Source organism: Pseudomonas sp. AN3A02 (genome assembly GCF_011765255.1).
In the GTDB taxonomy this organism is placed as follows: Bacteria; Pseudomonadota; Gammaproteobacteria; order Pseudomonadales; family Pseudomonadaceae; genus Aquipseudomonas.
In genome coordinates this window covers 506,574-525,645 of the sequence record NZ_JAARNI010000003.1, presented here as the reverse complement: position 1 = coordinate 525,645, position 19,072 = coordinate 506,574, and the positions used below count along the sequence as shown (strand labels likewise).

The following is a 19,072-nucleotide window of genomic DNA, read 5'->3' as shown; positions in this document are numbered from 1 at the left end:
TAAGTCCTTCCGAGTCTAGCCTTGCCGTCATCGATGGAAAGACGATAGTTTTCGCATCGAGCTCAAATTATTTTGATCAATCGAGACGCCCATGCTGCGGGAACTGAAAACCTTTATCGCCGTTACCCGCCATGGCACGTTCGCCGCGGCTGGCATGCATATCGGGCTGACGCAGTCGGCGGTGAGCGCGCAGATTCGCCAGTTGGAGCAGGTGCTCGGCGTGCAGTTGTTCGACCGCACCGGGCGCCAGGCCACGCTGAATGCGGCGGGTATCCGTGCATTGCCGTTGGCCAAGGAAATCCTCGAAACGTTCAACCGCATGGCGGTGCCGGTGGACGCCAACGAATACCGTGGCGAATTAAAAGTCGGCGCCATCACCACCGCCCAGACCGGGTTGCTGCCCCAGGCCCTCGTGCGCTTGCGCCAGGCTGCGCCGACGGTCGAATGCAAATTAGTGCCAGGGGTTTCCCTGGAGTTGCTCAGCCAGGTAGACGCAGGCGAGCTGGATTCGGCGATCATCATTCGCCCGCCCTTTGATTTGCCCAAGGAACTGCACGTACAGGTGCTGCGCAAGGAGCCGTTTGTGTTGATCGTGCCGCACACGGTCAAGGGTGATGACCCGCTGCAGCTGCTCGCCGCTCATCCTCATGTGCGCTACGACCGCGCTTCGTTTGGCGGCCGGCTGGTCAGTCGTTTTCTGCGGGAGCAGCGGCTGGATGTGCAAGTGGCGCTGGAACTGGACGAGATCGAGGCGCTGGTCAAAATGGTCGAATGCGGCCTCGGGGTGTCACTGGTTCCCCATGCCGGACTATGGCTGGATCGCACGCCACAGGTGCGCGTCATCCCGCTGGGCGAGCTGACCTTTCACCGGGAAATCATCCTGCTGAGCCGCTACAGCCAGCGCAACCTTCCGGTGCCACAACTCTTTGCCCGTTGCCTGCTGGCTGACGTGATCTGAAACGCAAAAAAAAGCCGCACATCCGTGCGGCTTTTTCAGGCCCTACTTCTTGGGCAACGCGTAGGCAATCACATAGTCCCCACGGTCCGGCGACTGGCGCGCACCACCGGCGGTGAGCACGATGTACTGCGTGCCAGTCTTGGGCGACACGTAGGTCATCGGCCCCGATTGGCTACCCACAGGCAACCGGGATTTCCAGATCTCATTGCCGTTACCGGTATCGAAGGCGCGCAGGTAGAAGTCCTGGGTACCGGCGAAGAACAACAGACCAGACTGGGTCGCCAGAGACGCGCCAAGGGTCGGCATGCCAATCGGAATCGGCATGTGCATGCGGATACCCAGCGGGCCGGTGTCTTCAACCGTGCCCACCGGCACTTGCCACATCAGCTTGTGGGTTTTCAGGTCGATGGCCGACAGGGTGCCAAACGGCGGCTTCTGACACGGGATGCCCGCCGCCGAGAGGAAGCGCTCGCGCATGGCACCGAACGGTGTACCGTCTTGCGGCACCACGCCCATTTCGATGCCACTGGCACCGGCGGCGATCTTGTCGCGCGGGATCATGTAGTTGGCCAAACCCAGGCGCATGTCGTTAACAAACATGTAGTGGGTGTTCGGGTCCACCGACACGCTGCCCCAGTTCATACCCCCCAGCGAACCCGGGAATTGCAGCGCCCGGTCCAGGCCTGGCGGCGTATAGACGCCCTGGTGACGCATGCCCTTGAACTGGATGCGGCACATCAGTTGGTCAAACGGCGTGGCGCCCCACATGTCGGATTCGGTCAGTTGCTGATTGCCTATGGAAGGCATGTCCACCGAAAACGGCTGAGTCGGCGAATAACGCTCGCCGGGCACATTGCCCTGAGGTACCGGGCGCTCTTCGACCCGGGCGATGGGCACGCCGGTTTCGCGGTTGAGCAGGAAGATCTCGCCTTGCTTGGTGACTTGGGCCAGTGCGGGTTGTACGCCACCGTTGCCGTCCGGGATGTCGTAGAGCAAAGGTTGCGCCGGCAGGTCAAAGTCCCACAGGTCGTGGTGAGTGGTCTGGAAGTGCCAGCGCACCTGGCCGGTCTTCACGTCGATGGCGACGATGGAGGAGCTCCACTTGTCGTCATAGGCGGTACGTTCACCGGCGAAGAAATCCGGGGTGGCGTTACCGGTTGGCAGGTAGACCAGGCCGAGCTTGGCGTCGTAGGACATGGCCGACCACACGTTCGGCGTGCCACGGGTGTAGGTCTCGCCCGCAGGCGGGCGTTTGGTGGTGTTCGGGTTGCCCGGGTCCCAGGCCCACACCAGTTCGCCGCTGTGCACATCAAAGGCGCGCACCACGCCTGGCGGTTCGCCGGTGGAGAAGTTGTCCGCCACGCGTCCGCCAACGATTACCACATTGCCCGCCACCAGTGGCGTCGAGGTTTGCTGGTAATAACCGGGTTTTACTTCGCCCATGTCGGTTTTCAGGTCGACGGTGCCGTGGTCGCCGAAGTCGTCGCAGGGCGCGCCGGTTTCAGCATTGAGCGCAATCAACCGGGCATCGCCGGTCGGCAGAAACAGACGTTTCACACAGGCTTTAGCGCTGGCAGGTTGCTCGCTCGCGCTGCTGTCGAAATAGCCCAGGCCACGGCAACGCTGCCAGTTGGGGCCGCTGCCCTGGGGGTCGAATTTCCAGCGTTGGGCGCCGGTGTCGGCGTCCAGGGAGAAGACTTTGCCGTAGGCGGTGCACACGTAAACGCTGTCACCGATCTGCAGCGGGGTGTTCTGGTCTTCGGCGCCGGCGCCATTGCTCTCGGGGATGTCGCCGGTGTGGAAGGTCCACGCCACCTGCAACTTGTCGATGTTGCCTTTGTTGATCTGGCCCAGCGCGGCAAATCGGTTGCCAGCGGTGGTATTGCCCCAGTGGGCCCAGTCTTTTTGCTCAGTGCCCGGCGTTACCGGCGTCACCGCCGGCTCGCTGCTGGCCTTGACCACGTGGGTCGGTACAAACATGTACGCCAGGGTGGCGACCACGCCCAGGCCCAGCAGCCCGGCAACGCCATAGGCGCCGCGCCCGGCTGTCGATCCGGAGGCGCGGGCGAGCTGGGGATAAATCAGCGCGACTACCAAGCCGATGACGGCAAAGGTCAGGACTCGCGACACCAACGGCCAGTATTCCAGCCCGGTGTCCCACACCGCCCAGACCGCGGTCAGCACCAACGCTGCGGCGTACAGCCAGGCGCCCTGAGGCTTGCGCTTGGCGATCAGTACGCCGGAGACCAGCATCGCCAGGCCCATCAGCAGGAAATACCAACTGCCGCCCAACGCTACGAGGTAACCGCCACCGCCTGCCAAACCCAGGCCGATCAAGGCGATCAGCAGGCCCAGCCCAACCAGCAACACTCTGCTGCCGGTGGCAGCCCCAAAGTTATTCATCGCGCAAACGTCCTTCCTGTATACCCAACTGGAAATAATGTACCAAACAGTTACTTTTAACAATCTGGCACAAATCAATGTGTGCGATCAGCGGCGAAAATAAATTCCGGGGCTTACTTGAAGTGGAATTTTATTTCCAATAGTGTTTACTTCAGAATCTTTGTCGCGCCAAAACAATAAGAAGGAATCTCCCATGAAGCGCCTGCTTGGCTGTGCCTGTGCCCTGCTGTTGTCCACCGCCGCCCACGCTGAATTGCGCATCGGGGTATCCGTCGGACAATTCGATAACTACGTTTCCTACCTGGTGCAGGCCATGCAGGACCGCGCCAAGGCCTCGCCTGATGGAGTCAAGTTGCAGGTGGAAGACTCCGCAAGCGACGTGGTCCGCCAGTTGAACCAGGTGGAAAGCTTCATCAGCCAGAAAGTCGACGCGATCATCGTCAACCCGGCCGACACCGCGGCTACCCGCAAGATCACCGAGAAAGCCAACGCCGCCGGTATCCCGCTGGTGTATATGAACAGCCGTCCCGAGGTCGAAACCTTCCCGCCGGGCGTGGTCTTCGTCGGCACCGACGAGCGCGCCATCGGCCGGATGCAGATGGAATACCTGGCCGAGAAGATGGGCGGCAAAGGTAACCTGGCGATCATTCTCGGCCGTCTCGCCCACAGTGATACCGGCAAACGCACCAATGGGGTCAAGGACGTGCTGGCCAAGTACCCCGAGATCAAAGTCGTCGAAGAACAGTCCGGCGACTGGCAGCGGGAAAAAGGCATGGACCTGATGAATGATTGGCTGACCAAGGGCCAAACCATCAACGCCGTGGCCTCCAACAATGACGAGATGGGCATCGGTGCCGCCATGGCCCTGCGCCAGACCGGGCGCCAGGACATTCTGGTGGGCGGCATCGACGGTACGCCGGATGGTTTGCAGGCGCTGAAAAAGGGCCAACTGGCAGTGACCGTGTTCCGCGACCCGGTGGCCATCGGGGCCGGCTCGGTGGACGCCGCGCTGATGCTGATCAAGCATGCCGCCCTGCAAGGCGATGTATGGATTCCTACGCAACTGGTCACTCCGGAAAACTACCAGCAGTTCCTGCGCAACTGAGCCAAATGCCGCCGCGAGCATCAAGGGGACCGAGCCTGTAACATGCTCGCCCATTGATGCCCGCGCCGGAGAACACCTTGCCCGCCTCTCACCCTCCCGTCCTCGATGAAATCGATCGCCAGTTGATCGCCGCGTTGCAGATCAACGCCCGCGAAAGTGTGGCCATGCTCGCCCGGCAACTGGGCATCGCCCGCACCACCGTCACCTCGCGCCTGGCGCGCCTGGAAAAAACCCAAGTGATTACCGGCTATGGCGTGCGCCTGAGCCAGCGCGTGGTAAATGGCGGTTTGCAGGCCTACGTGGGGATTACCGTGCAACCGCGTTCCGGCAAGGAAGTGCTGCGTCGGATCAGCGCCATGGCGCAGGTTCAGCAACTGTGTGCGGTCAGCGGTGAGTTCGATTACGTGGCCTGGCTGCGCACCGATTCGCCGGAACAGCTGGATCAACTGCTGGACCAGATCGGCAGCGTCGATGGCGTGGAGAAGACCACCACCTCGATCATCCTCAGTAACAAACTGGATCGTGGCCAACCAATCTGACCAGAAGATTCGTCACTCTGACTAAAAACAATTCATTCCGACGACACATTGCGTCTTATTAACGAACGCTACGCTCCCTAGAATGGCTGCCATCTTTTCCTATACTCAGCGGGTCGCGCCCCGCCGAGTCGCCAGCAAGGTCAGCCATGAGCATTCCTTCCAGCACCATCAGCAAGCCCAACCGCCACCCTGCCACCGGTAAAAAGCCGATCACCATCTTTGGCCCGGACTTCCCGTTCGCCTTCGATGACTGGATCGAACACCCGGCGGGCCTGGGCAGCATTCCGGCGGCCAACCACGGCGCCGAAGTGGCGATCGTCGGTGCCGGGATTGCCGGGCTGGTGGCCGCCTACGAGCTGATGAAGCTGGGCCTGAAACCCGTGGTGTACGAAGCCTCGAAAATGGGTGGCCGCCTGCGCTCCCAAGCGTTTGAAGGCGCCGAAGGCATCATCGCGGAACTGGGCGGCATGCGCTTCCCCGTGTCCTCCACCGCGTTCTACCACTATGTAGACAAGCTTGGCCTTGCGACCAAACCGTTTCCCAACCCGCTGACGCCCGCTTCCGGCAGCACGGTCATCGATCTCGAAGGCCAGACGCACTACGCACAGAAACTCGCCGACCTTCCTGCACTGTTCCAGGAAGTGGCTGACGCCTGGGCCGACGCCCTGGAAGCCGGCTCGCAGTTCAGCGATATCCAGCAAGCCATCCGCGACCGTGACGTACCGCGTCTGAAAGAGCTGTGGAATACGCTGGTTCCGTTGTGGGACGACCGCACCTTCTACGACTTCGTAGCGACCTCCAAAGCGTTCGCCAAGTTGTCCTTCCATCACCGTGAAGTGTTCGGCCAGGTCGGCTTCGGTACCGGTGGCTGGGACTCGGACTTCCCCAACTCGATGCTGGAAATCTTCCGCGTGGTGATGACCAACTGCGACGATCACCAGCACCTGGTAGTCGGCGGCGTCGCCCAAGTGCCCATGGGCATCTGGCGCCATGTGCCGGAGCGTTGCGCCCACTGGCCCGAAGGCACCAGCCTGAGTTCGCTGCACAACGGTGCGCCACGGGCCGGGGTCAAACGCATTGCCCACGCGCCGGACGGCCGTTTCGCGGTCACCGACAACTACGGCGACACCCGTGAATACGCCGCCGTGCTGACCACCTGCCAGAGCTGGCTGCTGACCACCCAGATCGATTGCGACGAAACCCTGTTCTCGCAAAAGATGTGGATGGCCCTCGACCGCACCCGCTACATGCAGTCGTCGAAGACCTTCGTGATGGTCGACCGGCCATTCTGGAAGGACAAGGATCCGGAGACCGGCCGCGACCTGATGAGCATGACGCTGACCGACCGCCTGACCCGTGGCACCTATCTGTTCGACAATGGCGACGACAAGCCAGGGGTGATTTGCCTGTCCTATTCCTGGATGAGCGACGCCTTGAAAATGCTGCCGCAGCCCATCGAGAAGCGGGTGAAACTGGCCCTCGACGCGTTGAAAAAGATCTACCCGAAAGTCGACATCGCCGCGCGGATCATCGGCGATCCGATCACCGTATCGTGGGAAGCCGACCCGCACTTCCTCGGGGCTTTCAAGGGTGCGCTGCCGGGCCACTATCGCTACAACCAACGGATGTACGCGCACTTCATGCAGAAAGACATGCCGGCGGAGCAACGCGGTATTTTCATCGCCGGCGACGACGTATCGTGGACACCTGCGTGGGTTGAAGGCGCCGTGCAAACCTCGCTGAATGCGGTGTGGGGCATCATGACTCACTTCGGCGGCAGCACTCACCCGCAGAACCCGGGCCCGGGCGATGTGTTCGACGAGATCGGGCCAATCGCTCTGCCCGAATAAGGAGTTGCCCATGCGTGTCGCCCTGTATCAATGCCCGCCTCTGCCGCTGGACGTGGCCGGCAATCTCAAGCGCCTGCATCAGTTGGCGCAAGAGGCCACCGACGCCGACCTGCTGGTACTGCCGGAGATGTTTCTCACCGGCTATAACATCGGCGTGGAAGCGGTCGGCGCCCTGGCTGAAGCGCAGGACGGCCCGTCTGCGCAGTCCATCGCCGCGCTGGCGAAAAATTCGGGCGTGGCGATTCTGTATGGCTATCCGGAACGCGGTGCAGATGGGCAGATCTACAACGCCGTGCAGTTGATCGACGCCAATGGGCAACGCCTCTGCAACTACCGCAAGACGCACCTGTTTGGCGATCTCGACAACTCAATGTTCAGCGCCGGCGACGATGATTTCCCGCTGGTGGAATTGAACGGGTGGAAGCTGGGCTTCCTGATTTGCTATGACCTGGAGTTCCCGGAGAACACCCGTCGCCTGGCGCTGGCCGGGGCGGAGTTGATCCTGGTACCGACGGCCAATATGGTGCCCTTCGATTTCGTCGCCGATGTGACCGTGCGGGCCCGGGCGTTTGAAAACCAGTGTTATGTGGCCTACGCCAATTACTGTGGGCAGGAAGGCGAGATCCAGTATTGCGGGCAAAGCAGCATCGCCGCGCCGGATGGCCAGCGCATTGCCCAGGCGGGTCTCGATGAGGCGTTGATTGTCGGCACTCTGGATCGGCAGTTGATGGTCGACTCACGCGCGGCCAATCGCTACCTGCTGGACCGGCGTCCCGAGCTTTATGGTGCGTTGCACAAGCACTGATCCGGTAGGTTTGCGCTAGCATAGGCACTTCCTACGTTTCGGAAATGCTCATGCCTGCGCCGGCCCACCCTCATCACCTTCAATTGACCCTGGCCAACGGCCTGCGGGTTTCCTTGCGTCATGCACCGCGTTTGAAGCGCTGCGCGGCGGCCTTGCGCGTTGCGGCGGGCAGTCACGATGTGCCCTTGGCATGGCCGGGACTGGCGCATTTTCTTGAGCATTTGTTGTTCCTGGGCACCGAGCGTTTTCCTGCGAACGAAGGGCTGATGGCCTACGTGCAGCGTCAGGGCGGGCAGGTCAATGCCAGCACCCGCGAACGCACTACCGACTTTTTCTTTGAGGTGCCTGTTTCGGCATTTGAGGCAGCATTGGCGCGTCTGGGGGATATGCTCGCCCATCCGCGCCTGGCCATCGAAGACCAACTGCGCGAGCGAGAAGTGCTGCACGCGGAGTTTATCGCCTGGTCGCAAGACGCCACGGCGCAACAGCAACAAGCGTTGCTGGAAGGTCTTGCGGCGAATCATCCGTTGCGGGCCTTTCATGCGGGCAATCGTGACAGCTTGCCGGTAGAGCGTGAGGATTTTCAGCAGGCGTTGCGGGATTTTTATGAAGGTTTCTATCAGACCGGGCAGATGACCTTGAGCCTTGCGGGCCCTCAGTCGCTGGCGGAGCTAGAGGCATTGGCGCAACAGTTTGGCGCTGCGTTGAAGACTGCACCGCTGCTGCAACAGAAGCCTGCGCCCGCGTTGCTGGCCGGCAATCAACGTACTTATCAACACACCGATGAGCATTACTGGCATCAGGTTGTGGTAAGCGAGGCATCCCCTGACGCGTTGGACTTCCTCTGCCTGTGGCTGAACGCTTCGGCGCCAGGCGGATTGCTCGCCGAGTTGCAGACGCAACAGCTGGTCAGCGCCATTAACGCAACTGTCCTGTATCAGTTCGCCGGCCAGGCTGTATTGGATATCAAGTTCACTCTGGACACTCACGGAGGCCCACAGACGACCCTGATCGAAGAACTGCTGCACGACTGGCTGAGCTTTTTCGCCCACAGTGACTGGACCCTGTTGCGGGAAGAGTACGCGCTGCTGCTCGCTCGCAAACTACAGGCCAGCGGTGCCCTGGCATTGGCCCGACAGAATCACGAGCCCATCCTGTCAGAACATGGCGCCGCGTCCCTCAAAGTCCTGTTGGACTCGCTGCAATTGCCGCCGTCCCGGCACGCCTGGCAACTGCCGCCCCCCAATCCGTTCCTGCGCCCGGCGGTCAAGGAAGAGCGCCCGGGGTTGATTCGAGGCCAAACCAGCGCCCATCGCGGTTTGCGCACGTTCGCCCAGGATCGCTCCCGTGGCCGAAAGGACCTTTCGGCGTTGACCTTCAGCCAAGCACTGCCAGGCGACACAGATGAAGGCGCGCTTTACCTGCGCTGGCATCTGGATTCGCCGCTGCATGCAGAGCTTTTCCCACGGTTGCGCGAGAACGCCAGCCAGGCTGGCGTCCAGCTGTCTTTCGAGACAATTGGCGGTTACTGGCAGTTGAAGATGGTCGGGCTGCACGAACCCATGCCCGCGATATTGGAGGAAGTGGCACGCGGTCTTGCCCATCTGGATGAAAGGACTGTGACCCATCCCGCCGCAGCACAGACCATGGCGATCCGGCAGTTGCTCAAGACATTGCCCGGCTATTGCGCCGGCATCACACCTGCAGACCAGATGGCTGGGCAAGATCGATGGTCGACCGCTCGCTGGCAAGGACTTGCCGTCGGACTGCCAGCCGCCTGCGAAATGGCGATAAAGAGCGCAGCAGGGAAACTGCCGGGGCAACCGGAAGCGGCTATCGGCAAGCTTCCATCAATCAGCGGCCAGCAGGTTTGGCATGAAGTAAGCACCGACTCCAGCGACAGCGCGCTGCTGCTGTTCTGTCCTACACCGACCCAATCCCTGGCCGACGAGGCATGCTGGCGTTTGCTCGCACATCTACTGCAGACCCCTTTCTACCAACGCCTGCGGGTCGAACTGCAATTGGGCTATGCGGTATTCAGCGGGATCCGACAATTCAACGGACAAACCGGCCTGCTGTTCGGAGTGCAATCTCCGAACGCTTCCGTCGCGAAAATCCTCGATCACCTGCAGACGCTCCTGAAACAGCTGCCCGCACTGATCAACGCCGGCGAACTGCCAAACGATCTGGCCCAGCAATTTTCCCTCGACGCCCTACCCACCGCCCAAGCCGCCGAACTGCTCTGGCACGCGCATTTGGCAGGCCACCCGTCGGATTACATCCAACGGCTGCGAGATTTCATCCAGACCCGCACCCGCCAGGATTTAATGGAAGCGGCACAGCATCTCAATGCTGCTGCAGGCGGCTGGCGCTGCGTGGCTAACAGCGAGTGCCTGCCGGCTCCCTGGCAGTTATCTGGCTGATCATTGCCGCTTCGGTAAAAGGCTTTTTCCCACAGGACAGCGCTATCTTCACAAGAAGTACGTAACATTCACATGCACACCTCTGAACATCTCCGCTTGGAGGTGGACTATATGTATTGGTAGTAAATGTCCCATCCATCCGTAGGAGTAAGAACATGACCTGGTCCAAACCTGCTTACACTGATCTGCGTATCGGCTTTGAAGTCACCATGTACTTTGCCAGCCGCTGATTGGCTTTGTATCGCAATGCAACGCCTCGGCCCGCCCGGGGCGTTTTTATTTTTGAGTTATGTGTAGTGGAGCGGCCATGTTTGTCCAGATTCTAGGTTCCGCCGCGGGCGGTGGTTTCCCGCAATGGAACTGCAACTGCGTGAACTGCGCAGGTTTTCGCGACGGTAGCCTGCGGGCCAAGGCGCGTACCCAGTCGTCCATCGCGATTTCCGATGACGGCGTGAACTGGGTGCTGTGCAACGCTTCGCCAGACATCCGCGCCCAGCTTCAAGGGTTCGCCCCGATGCAACCCGGTCGCGCCCTGCGGGACACCGGCATCAGCGCGATCATCCTGATGGACAGCCAGATCGACCACACCACCGGCCTGCTCAGCCTGCGCGAAGGCTGCCCGCACCAGGTGTGGTGCACCGACATGGTCCATGAGGACCTGAGCACCGGCTTCCCGCTGTTCACCATGCTGACCCACTGGAATGGCGGCCTGGCCTGGAACCGCATCGAGCTGGATGCCAGCTTCACGATTCCGGCCTGCCCCAACCTGCGCTTTACGCCGTTGCCCCTGCGTAGCGCGGCGCCGCCCTACTCGCCTCACCGATTCGACCCACACCCGGGCGACAACATCGGCCTGATCGTCGAAGACCTGCGCACCGGCGGCAAGCTGTTCTATGCGCCGGGCCTGGGCAAGGTCGACGGGCCGTTGCTGGAGATCATGGCCGGCAGCGATTGCCTGCTGGTGGACGGCACGATGTGGGATGACGACGAAATGCAGCGCCGTGGCGTCGGCACCCGTACCGGTCGCGAGATGGGCCACCTTGCGCAAAACGGCCCCGGCGGCATGCTGGAAGTGCTGGAGCAGTTGCCCAAGCAGCGCAAGGTGCTTATCCACATCAACAACACCAACCCGATCCTGGATGAGGACTCGCCCGAGCGAGCCGAGCTGCTGCGACGCAATGTGGAAGTGGCGTACGACGGCATGAGCATTGAATTGTAGGAGTGAGCCAAATGACTGACACACCGCTGACCACTGCCGAGTTTGAACAGGCCCTGAGGGCCAAGGGCGCGTTCTACCATATTCATCACCCGTATCACGTGGCGATGTATGAAGGCCGGGCCACTCGCGAGCAGATCCAGGGTTGGGTCGCCAACCGTTTTTATTATCAGGTAAACATTCCCCTCAAGGACGCCGCGATCCTGGCCAACTGCCCGGACCGGGAGATTCGTCGTGAGTGGATCCAGCGCCTGCTGGATCACGACGGGGCCCCCGGCGAAGACGGCGGCATTGAAGCCTGGCTGCGCCTGGGCCAGGCAGTCGGCCTGGACCCGGATCAACTGCGCTCCCAGGAATTGGTACTGCCCGGCGTACGATTTGCGGTAGACGCCTACGTCAACTTCGCCCGTCGCGCCAGCTGGCAAGAAGCTGCCAGCAGTTCCCTGACCGAATTGTTCGCCCCGCAGATCCACCAGTCGCGCCTCGACAGCTGGCCCCAGCACTACCCGTGGATCGACCCGGCAGGCTACGAGTATTTCCGCACCCGTCTGGGCCAGGCTCGCCGGGATGTGGAGCACGGTCTGGCAATCACCTTGCAGCACTACACCACCCGCGAAGGCCAGGAGCGCATGCTGGAAATTCTCCAGTTCAAACTGGACATTCTTTGGAGCATGCTCGATGCCATGAGCATGGCTTACGAACTGAAACGCCCGCCGTATCACAGCGTGACTGATCAGCGTGTATGGCATAAGGGGATCACCCTATGAGCTTCGATCGCAGCAAAAAACCGACCTGGCGCCAGGGCTATCGCTTCCAGTACGAACCGGCGCAGAAAGGCCATGTGTTGCTGTACCCGGAAGGCATGATCAAGCTCAACGACAGCGCCGCGCTGATCGGTGGCTTGATCGATGGCGAGCGCGATGTAAGCGCGATCATTGCCGAGCTGGACAAGCAATTCCCTGGTGTGCCCGAGCTCGGTGAAGACATCGAGCAATTCATGGAGGTTGCCCGTGCTCAGCACTGGATCGAACTTGCCTGACCTGCCACCGAAACCGGAGATCGGCCTGCCGCTATGGTTGCTGGCCGAGCTGACGTATCGCTGCCCGCTGCAATGCCCGTATTGCTCCAATCCGCTGGATTTCGCCGAGCAGGGCAAGGAGCTGAGCACCGAACAGTGGATCAAGGTATTTCGCGAAGCCCGGGAAATGGGCGCCGCGCAACTGGGGTTTTCCGGCGGCGAGCCGCTGGTGCGCCAGGACCTCGCCGAACTGATCGCCGAGGCGCGCAAGTTGGGTTTCTACACCAACCTGATCACCTCCGGCATCGGCCTCACCGAGCAGAAGATCAGCGACTTCAAGAAGGCTGGCCTGGACCATATCCAGATCAGCTTCCAAGCCAGCGACGAGCAAGTGAACAACCTGCTGGCCGGCTCGAAAAAAGCCTTCGCGCAAAAACTGGAAATGGCCCGGGCGGTGAAAGCCCACGGCTACCCGATGGTGCTGAACTTCGTCACCCATCGGCACAATATCGACAAGATCGACCGCATCATTGAGCTGTGCATTGCGCTGGAGGCGGACTTTGTCGAGCTTGCCACCTGCCAGTTCTATGGCTGGGCCCAGCTCAATCGGGTCGGCCTGTTGCCGACCCAGGAACAGCTGGTGCGCGCCGAACGCATCACCAACGAATACCGCGCCAAACTCGAAGCCGAAGGCCACCCGTGCAAGCTGATCTTCGTCACGCCGGATTACTACGAGGAACGCCCGAAAGCCTGCATGAATGGCTGGGGCAGCATCTTTCTGACGGTAACGCCGGACGGTACTGCACTGCCGTGCCACGGAGCCCGACAAATGCCGGTGCAATTTCCCAACGTGCGCGACCACAGCATGCAACACATCTGGTACGACTCGTTCGGCTTCAACCGCTTCCGCGGCTACGACTGGATGCCCGAGCCGTGCCGTTCATGCGATGAGAAGGAAAAGGACTTCGGCGGCTGCCGCTGCCAGGCGTTCATGCTGACCGGGGATGCCAGCAATGCGGACCCTGTGTGCAGCAAATCGGAGCACCACGGGCTGATCCTTCAGGCCCGTGAAGAAGCGGAGCACGCCATCCAGACCATCGAGCAACTGGCCTTTCGCAATGAGCGCAATTCACGGCTGATCGCGAAAGGCTGAGGCCCGTTAACGTTTGGCGATGATATACACCGCGTGCACGATGCCAGGGATGTAGCCGCACAAGGTTAGCAGGATGTTCAGCCAGAACGCGCCGGCGAAACCTACTTGCAGGAACACACCCAGTGGCGGCAACAGAATGGCGATGATGATGCGAATGATATCCATGGGTTCAGCTCCAGAAAATCGGCTCGTGTGAGCCGTACAAGCTAATCGACCTTGGCCGTTGGTAAGGGTTCAGTGGGATCTGGCACCGGGCCATCTTCAGGCCAGAATTTCCAAACCATGCTTCTGCACGATGCTCAACAGCTTGAGCGCCATGCCGCTGGGCCGCTTCTCACCTGACTCCCATTGCTTCACCGTGGAGGCGCTGGTGTTCAAGTAACGGGCAAATACAGGTTGGCTGACGTGGCTTCGCTCGCGTAGTTGTTTGATTTGCTCGGCCTGAATTTGCGCTGGGACCGAAGCAAGACATGCCTCATCGAACTCACGTAGAGTGGTTTTGCTGATGGCACCTATTGCATATAGCGCTTGAGCAGATTGGTGGATGGACTCAAGCACTTCCGTTTCATATTTTTTGGTCATGATGTATCTCCACAAACTCCCTGACATCCAGAAGGTGTTGAACCTGTGCTTCGTTTAATTCTTCGTAGACTTTGGCCAGCAGCCGCAAATTGACGAGTTCCTTCTGGCTGATATTGCTTTGTTTCTGCTTGTCAAAAAGAGAATGATAAACCCAGTAATGCCTGCCCTTGGCCAGGACAATGGAGCGATGCCTGTTTTGGTTCAGGCGTTTTTTCCAAACACCTCCTCCGAGATTATCCGCTTGCCCTCTGAGCAACTCGCCAAACGCCTCCTTCAGCTCCGAATCGCAAATCCAGGCCTTGCTAGCCGAATTCGCAAAATACCGGGTTTTGAACAACCTTAGCCTCATGGATATCCATCTCCATAAACATACCACCCAGTGGTATAGATTAAAAATGGGACGTAAAGAAAAACTCCACGCCCAATCGGCAGTCCTTGCCGACGTCCGCTAAAAGGCCATTTTTCCCAACGATGCTCAAGCACCCTTTTCAATCCAAAAATTACGCAGAAAAAAAACGCCCCCAGCCAAAAGAATCAGGCTGGAGGCGCCGCGTATACCGCGAGACGGTTCAGGAAATAAGGGGTTAAACGGCAATGCCCTTGCGGCATTGCAGCTGTGCGGTACGCACTCGGGAGAACGCTCGCGCCAGGCGCAGGAGCATTTCGTAGGTGTTGCTTTTGCTCAGGGTGAGCGCCGGAGTGAAGCGCAGGCAGTCGGGTTGCGGCGCGCTCAGGATCAGTCCTTCGCTCAGCGCTGCCTTTACCACCGCATCTGCCGAATCTTCCGACAGGCTCAGGCCCCATAGCAGGCCCTGGCCACGTAGCTCGCCCTGGCCATAACGATGAGCCAGGCGGGCCAATCCATCGCCCAGGTACGCGCCGACCTCGCAGATGTGTTCAAGAAACCCGTGGTTCAACACCGTATCGAGCACCGCTACGCCAGCAGATGCCATCAGCGCATTGCCGTGGTGAGTGCCTTCCAACTCACCGAGTTCGAAACAGCATGCCTTGCCCCGCGCGAGCAACGCCGCCAGCGGCACACCTCCACCCAAGCCCTTGCCCAGGCAGATAATGTCGGCGCGTACGCCATAGTGCTGTTCGGCGAGCAAGGTGCCACAGCGCCCAGTGCCGGTTTGCACTTCGTCGAGGATCAACAGGATGCCCAGCTCGCGGCACAGGCGTTCGACGCCCTTGAGGTAATGCTCGGTCGCAGGGATGACGCCGGCATCGTTCTGGATCGGCTCCAGCATGATGGCCACCGTCTGTGCGTCGACGGCTGCATGTAATGCAGACAGATCGTTGAACGGCACGTGACTGAAGCCCGGCAATTGCGGCTCAAAACGGTTTTCACTGGCAGCGGCCGATGCCGACATCGCCGCAAAGCTGCGGCCATGGCAACCGTTGCTGGCGGTGATGATGCGATAGGCGCCACCGCGGTGCAGTTGGCCCCATTTGCGCGCCAGCTTGATCGCCGCTTCGCAGGCTTCAGCGCCGCTGTTGAGCAGGTAGGCCTGGTCGCTGCCGGTGCGGTGGCACAGGCGATCGGCGAGGTTCAGTTGAACGCGGTTGTGCAGGCCGTGGCCGGGGTTGATCAGTGATTGGGCCTGATCGGCCAACGCCTGGGTCAGTACCTGCGGGCTATGGCCCAAGCTGTTTGCACCTCCACCCTGGCTGAAGTCGAGATAGGCGCGGTCTTCGCTGTCCCATAGCCAGGAACCCTGGCCGCGTACAAACACCTGGGGCGGACGCGTGACGCTGGGCATCAGGCAGTTGCTGGAAAGGTCGTCTCGCAGTGTCGGAGTTTTCGCATCGAGGATCAGATCATCAAGGCTGGGGACCGGGCGACGCAGGTTGAACAGGTTCATGGATAAACCCCGCTGGCAATCGCACCTTGGTCGGTATTACCGATCAACCCACGGCTGAGGTTTTTTGCCCTGCCTATGCAAACACCGTCAACATAAACACTACTCATCGCACTTTCCGGCCCTGTAAGCCCTGTGAATAGGCGCTAGACTAGGCGTCTCGGGGGCACTCGGCCATTTCGATTTTCCAGCATTTTCGATAAGCGTTACTTATGGATTTCAAGCAACTGCGTTATTTCGTCGCGGTGTATGAAGAAGGCCACGTGGGCCGGGCTGCAGAGCGCCTGTCGATCTCCCAGCCCGCCTTGTCGCAGCAGATTCGCCAGCTCGAACAGAACCTCGATGTGAGCCTATTCGAACGCAGCAGCAAGCGCCTGCTGCCAACCCTCGCCGCGCACACCTTGTACAACCACGCCCTGCCCTTACTCGACGGCATGCAGCAAGCCGTGGAAGCCCTGCGCAACTTCAAGGGCCAGGCGTTGCGTACCCTGGCGATCGGCGTGCTGCAAACCGTGCACACCAGCCTGGTGCCGCAAATGCTCGAACGGGTGCGCAAGGCCCAGCCGCACTTGGTGGTACAGATCTACGAACTGACCGGTATGGAAATCGAACGCCGGCTGCTCAACGGCTCGCTCGACATCGGCATCAGCTACCTGCCGCCGCGCCAGCCGGGGCTGCACGGTGTGCTGCTGTATGAAGATGAACTCAAGGTGGTCATCCCGTCTGACCACCCGCTGCGGGAATTCAAGAAAGTCTCCTTGAAGCAAGCCGCGGAGTTACCGATGTTGCTGCTAGGGGAAGAGTTTCAGGTACGGCAGATTTGGCAGGGCCAACTGGCCAACCTGGGCCGTCGTCCGCAAGTGCAGGCAGAGTTGAATACGATGGTGGGGATTCTCGACAGCCTGCCCTACACCAAGCTGGCGACAGTACTGCCCGGGCGCTCCCAGGACGAACACAACAGCAAGGCGTTGCTGTGGAAACCCCTGAGCGAACCACGGGTGCCGCTGAAAGTAGGATTGGTGTGCCGGGATGTGCAGCGTCAGCAAGCAACGTTGGAATTGTTGCGCACGCTGCTGGAAGACGTGATGAACGCGCCTGTCTGACTTTTTCGCAGGCAAAAGAAAACCCCGCCGAAGCGGGGCTTTGCAGACTGTTTCCCTGACATCCATTTCACTCCGCCTTCCTGGCAGAATCCTACGTGTCCGTGTTGTTGCTTTGCGCTTCCTGCGCGACGTCCATGTGAAGTAGATTATCCGTGGATCCAATATGGCGATAGAGGACGAATAGCAGCACGTCATGTAAGAGAATGCTTACACGCCCTCCAAACCCTTAGAACAGTGCTTCATCCAGCAAAAACAGAGATTCGCTACCGGCTTTTACCGAAGCACTGAGGGACGCGATCCTCGGCAGCAAGCGCGCAAAGTAGAAACGCGCGGTGCCCAGTTTGCTGGCGTAGAAATCTTCCTGAGCCTCTTTGCCCAAGGCCGCCTTGGCCATCAGGGCCCACATGTAGGCATAGGCCATGTAGCCGAACGCATGCAGGTATTCCACCGACGCCGCACCGATTTCATTCGGGTTGGACTTGGCGCGATCCAGCAGCCAGGCGGTCAGATCGTCCAGATCATCCACCGCCGCGTTCAGCGGCTTGGTGAACTCGGCCAGTTCAGCGCCTGCAGTGGCGGTGAAATGGCGGATCTCGTCGGCGAACAACTTATAGAACGCCCCGCCGCTGCCAACGATCTTGCGTCCCACCAGGTCCAGGGCCTGAATGCCGTTGGTGCCTTCGTAGATCTGGGTGATGCGCACATCACGCACCAGTTGCTCCTGGCCCCATTCGCGAATGTAGCCGTGGCCGCCGAAAATCTGCTGGCCATGCACGGTGGTTTCCAGGCCCAGGTCAGTCAGAAATGCCTTGGCAACCGGGGTCAGCAAGGCAACCAGGTCGTCCGCACGTTTGCGGGTGGTGGCGTCTTCGCTGAACTTCGCGGTGTCGAGTTGCATCGCCACGTAGGTGGAGAATGCGCGGCCACCTTCGTTCGAAGCTTTCATGGTCAGTAGCATACGCCGCACGTCCGGGTGGACGATGATCGGGTCGGCAACCTTGTCCTTGGCTTTCGGACCGGTTGGCGAACGGCTTTGCAGGCGGTCGCGGGCATATTCGATAGCGTTCTGATAAGAGCGCTCGCCGGAAGCCAGGCCTTGAATACCGACGCCCAAACGCTCGTAGTTCATCATGGTGAACATCGCCGCCAGGCCACGGTTCGGCTCGCCCACCAGGTAGCCCACGGCTTCGTCGAAGTTCATTACACACGTCGCAGAAGCCTGGATGCCCATCTTGTGTTCGATGGAGCCACAGGTCACCGGGTTGCGCGCGCCCAGGCTGCCGTCGGCATTGACCATGAACTTGGGCACCAGGAACAGCGAGATGCCCTTGGGACCGGCGGGTGCGTCCGGCAGCTTGGCCAGCACCAGGTGGATGATGTTGTCGGTGAGGTCGTGCTCGCCACCGGTGATGAAGATCTTGGTGCCGCTGACCTTGTAGGAACCGTCTGCCTGAGGCTCGGCCTTGGTCCGAATAATCCCGAGGTCGGTGCCCGCATGAGGCTCGGTCAGGCACATGGAGCCGGCCCACACGCCCGAATACATATTCGGCAGGTAGGTGGCCTTGAGTTCTTCGCTGGCGTGGGTGTTGATCGACACACAGGCGCCGGAGGTCAGCATCGGGTACAGGCCGAAGGCGAGGCCCGAGGAGTTGATCATCTCTTCAACCTGGGCCGACACCGCCTTGGGCATGCCCATGCCGCCGTAGGCCGGGTCACCACCGACACCTACCCAACCGCCTTCGGCGTAGGTTTTGTAGGCGTCTTTGAAACCGGCCGGGGTGAAGACCGCGCCGTTCTCCCAGCGGCAGCCTTCTTCGTCGCCGCCACGGCTGAGCGGGGCGACGGTCTTGGAGGTGACTTTGCCGGCTTCTTCGAGGATTGCCTCAACGGTCTCGGCGTCGACGGTCTCCGCCAGCGCAGGCAGTTGGGCCCAGAGTTTGGCGACCTCGAAAACTTCGTTGAGGACGAAGCGCATATCGCGCAGCGGCGCTTTGTAGTCAGCCATGGCAAACCTCGTGAGAACTAAAACGTTATTCGGGTGGGGTCAGTTTTACA

18 protein-coding genes are annotated in these 19,072 nt (G+C 60.5%); 12 read left to right on the top strand and 6 right to left on the bottom strand.

Features of this window, described 5'->3' with window-relative positions:
- The first annotated feature begins 91 nt into the window (after positions 1–91).
- The gene (locus tag HBJ59_RS16935; protein WP_167664171.1) at positions 92–958 is read left to right on the top strand and encodes a LysR family transcriptional regulator; all 867 of its coding nucleotides are present in this window, start codon (positions 92–94) and stop codon (positions 956–958) included.
- A 42-nt stretch (positions 959–1,000) separates the two neighbouring features.
- On the opposite strand, the gene HBJ59_RS16930 is transcribed toward HBJ59_RS16935, so the two are convergent.
- Positions 1,001–3,361 carry a glucose/quinate/shikimate family membrane-bound PQQ-dependent dehydrogenase gene (locus tag HBJ59_RS16930; RefSeq protein ID WP_167664170.1) on the bottom strand — a complete coding sequence of 787 codons (2,361 nt, stop codon included), beginning with the start codon at positions 3,359–3,361 and terminating at the stop codon, positions 1,001–1,003.
- A gap of 193 nt (positions 3,362–3,554) precedes the next feature.
- On the opposite strand from HBJ59_RS16930, the gene HBJ59_RS16925 reads away from it, so the two are divergent.
- From HBJ59_RS16925 to pqqE, 10 genes are all read left to right on the top strand, one after another.
- On the top strand, positions 3,555–4,466 hold the full coding sequence (locus HBJ59_RS16925; RefSeq protein WP_076017878.1) for a sugar ABC transporter substrate-binding protein: 912 nt from the start codon (positions 3,555–3,557) through the stop codon (positions 4,464–4,466).
- A 56-nt stretch (positions 4,467–4,522) separates the two neighbouring features.
- Positions 4,523–5,005: an Lrp/AsnC family transcriptional regulator gene (locus tag HBJ59_RS16920; protein WP_063026735.1), complete on the top strand. Its 483-nt coding sequence runs from the start codon at positions 4,523–4,525 to the stop codon at positions 5,003–5,005.
- 167 nt (positions 5,006–5,172) lie between these two features.
- Positions 5,173–6,855 (top strand): NAD(P)/FAD-dependent oxidoreductase, encoded by a 1,683-nt coding sequence (locus HBJ59_RS16915; protein WP_167664204.1) that lies wholly within the window; start codon positions 5,173–5,175, stop codon positions 6,853–6,855.
- A gap of 10 nt (positions 6,856–6,865) precedes the next feature.
- Positions 6,866–7,660 carry a carbon-nitrogen hydrolase family protein gene (locus HBJ59_RS16910; protein ID WP_076017877.1) on the top strand — a complete coding sequence of 265 codons (795 nt, stop codon included), beginning with the start codon at positions 6,866–6,868 and terminating at the stop codon, positions 7,658–7,660.
- 50 nt (positions 7,661–7,710) lie between these two features.
- A complete protein-coding gene (gene pqqF, locus HBJ59_RS16905; protein WP_167664169.1) occupies positions 7,711–10,083 on the top strand; it encodes a pyrroloquinoline quinone biosynthesis protein PqqF in 2,373 nt (790 codons plus the stop codon).
- A gap of 155 nt (positions 10,084–10,238) precedes the next feature.
- On the top strand, positions 10,239–10,313 hold the full coding sequence (gene pqqA, locus HBJ59_RS16900; protein ID WP_003194766.1) for a pyrroloquinoline quinone precursor peptide PqqA: 75 nt from the start codon (positions 10,239–10,241) through the stop codon (positions 10,311–10,313).
- Between the two features lie 77 nt (positions 10,314–10,390).
- Positions 10,391–11,302, top strand: a complete 912-nt coding sequence (gene pqqB, locus HBJ59_RS16895) for a pyrroloquinoline quinone biosynthesis protein PqqB (RefSeq protein ID WP_167664168.1) — start codon at positions 10,391–10,393, stop codon at positions 11,300–11,302.
- Positions 11,303–11,313: 11 nt separating this feature from the next.
- Positions 11,314–12,066, top strand: a complete 753-nt coding sequence (pqqC, locus tag HBJ59_RS16890; RefSeq protein WP_003211042.1) for a pyrroloquinoline-quinone synthase PqqC — start codon at positions 11,314–11,316, stop codon at positions 12,064–12,066.
- The gene (pqqD, locus tag HBJ59_RS16885; RefSeq protein ID WP_003211043.1) at positions 12,063–12,338 is read left to right on the top strand and encodes a pyrroloquinoline quinone biosynthesis peptide chaperone PqqD; all 276 of its coding nucleotides are present in this window, start codon (positions 12,063–12,065) and stop codon (positions 12,336–12,338) included. Before pqqC ends, pqqD begins: the two co-directional genes overlap by 4 nt.
- Positions 12,331–13,470, top strand: a complete 1,140-nt coding sequence (gene pqqE, locus HBJ59_RS16880; protein WP_178124274.1) for a pyrroloquinoline quinone biosynthesis protein PqqE — start codon at positions 12,331–12,333, stop codon at positions 13,468–13,470. The genes pqqD and pqqE overlap by 8 nt, the downstream gene beginning before the upstream one ends.
- A gap of 6 nt (positions 13,471–13,476) precedes the next feature.
- Here the strand turns inward: pqqE and HBJ59_RS16875 are convergent, their stop codons facing one another.
- The 4 genes from HBJ59_RS16875 to HBJ59_RS16860 all read right to left on the bottom strand — a co-directional run bounded on the left by HBJ59_RS16875 (position 13,477) and on the right by HBJ59_RS16860 (position 15,917).
- Complete coding sequence (locus HBJ59_RS16875; protein WP_003211049.1) at positions 13,477–13,635, bottom strand: YqaE/Pmp3 family membrane protein; 159 nt, start codon at positions 13,633–13,635, stop codon at positions 13,477–13,479.
- A 96-nt stretch (positions 13,636–13,731) separates the two neighbouring features.
- Complete coding sequence (locus HBJ59_RS16870; RefSeq protein ID WP_076017874.1) at positions 13,732–14,052, bottom strand: DNA-binding transcriptional regulator; 321 nt, start codon at positions 14,050–14,052, stop codon at positions 13,732–13,734.
- Positions 14,036–14,401 (bottom strand): type II toxin-antitoxin system RelE/ParE family toxin, encoded by a 366-nt coding sequence (locus tag HBJ59_RS16865; RefSeq protein WP_076017873.1) that lies wholly within the window; start codon positions 14,399–14,401, stop codon positions 14,036–14,038. Before HBJ59_RS16865 ends, HBJ59_RS16870 begins: the two co-directional genes overlap by 17 nt.
- Positions 14,402–14,636: 235 nt before the next feature.
- Positions 14,637–15,917, bottom strand: a complete 1,281-nt coding sequence (locus tag HBJ59_RS16860) for an aspartate aminotransferase family protein (protein ID WP_167664166.1) — start codon at positions 15,915–15,917, stop codon at positions 14,637–14,639.
- A 209-nt stretch (positions 15,918–16,126) separates the two neighbouring features.
- Here HBJ59_RS16860 and HBJ59_RS16855 point away from each other — a divergent pair, with 209 nt between their 5' ends.
- A complete protein-coding gene (locus HBJ59_RS16855; protein WP_063026719.1) occupies positions 16,127–17,017 on the top strand; it encodes a LysR family transcriptional regulator in 891 nt (296 codons plus the stop codon).
- 226 nt (positions 17,018–17,243) lie between these two features.
- Here HBJ59_RS16855 and HBJ59_RS16850 read toward each other — a convergent pair whose 3' ends face one another.
- Entirely contained in the window at positions 17,244–19,022 is a 1,779-nt protein-coding gene (locus HBJ59_RS16850; RefSeq protein ID WP_167664165.1) for an acyl-CoA dehydrogenase C-terminal domain-containing protein, read from the bottom strand.
- Between the last annotated feature and the right edge of the window lie 50 nt (positions 19,023–19,072).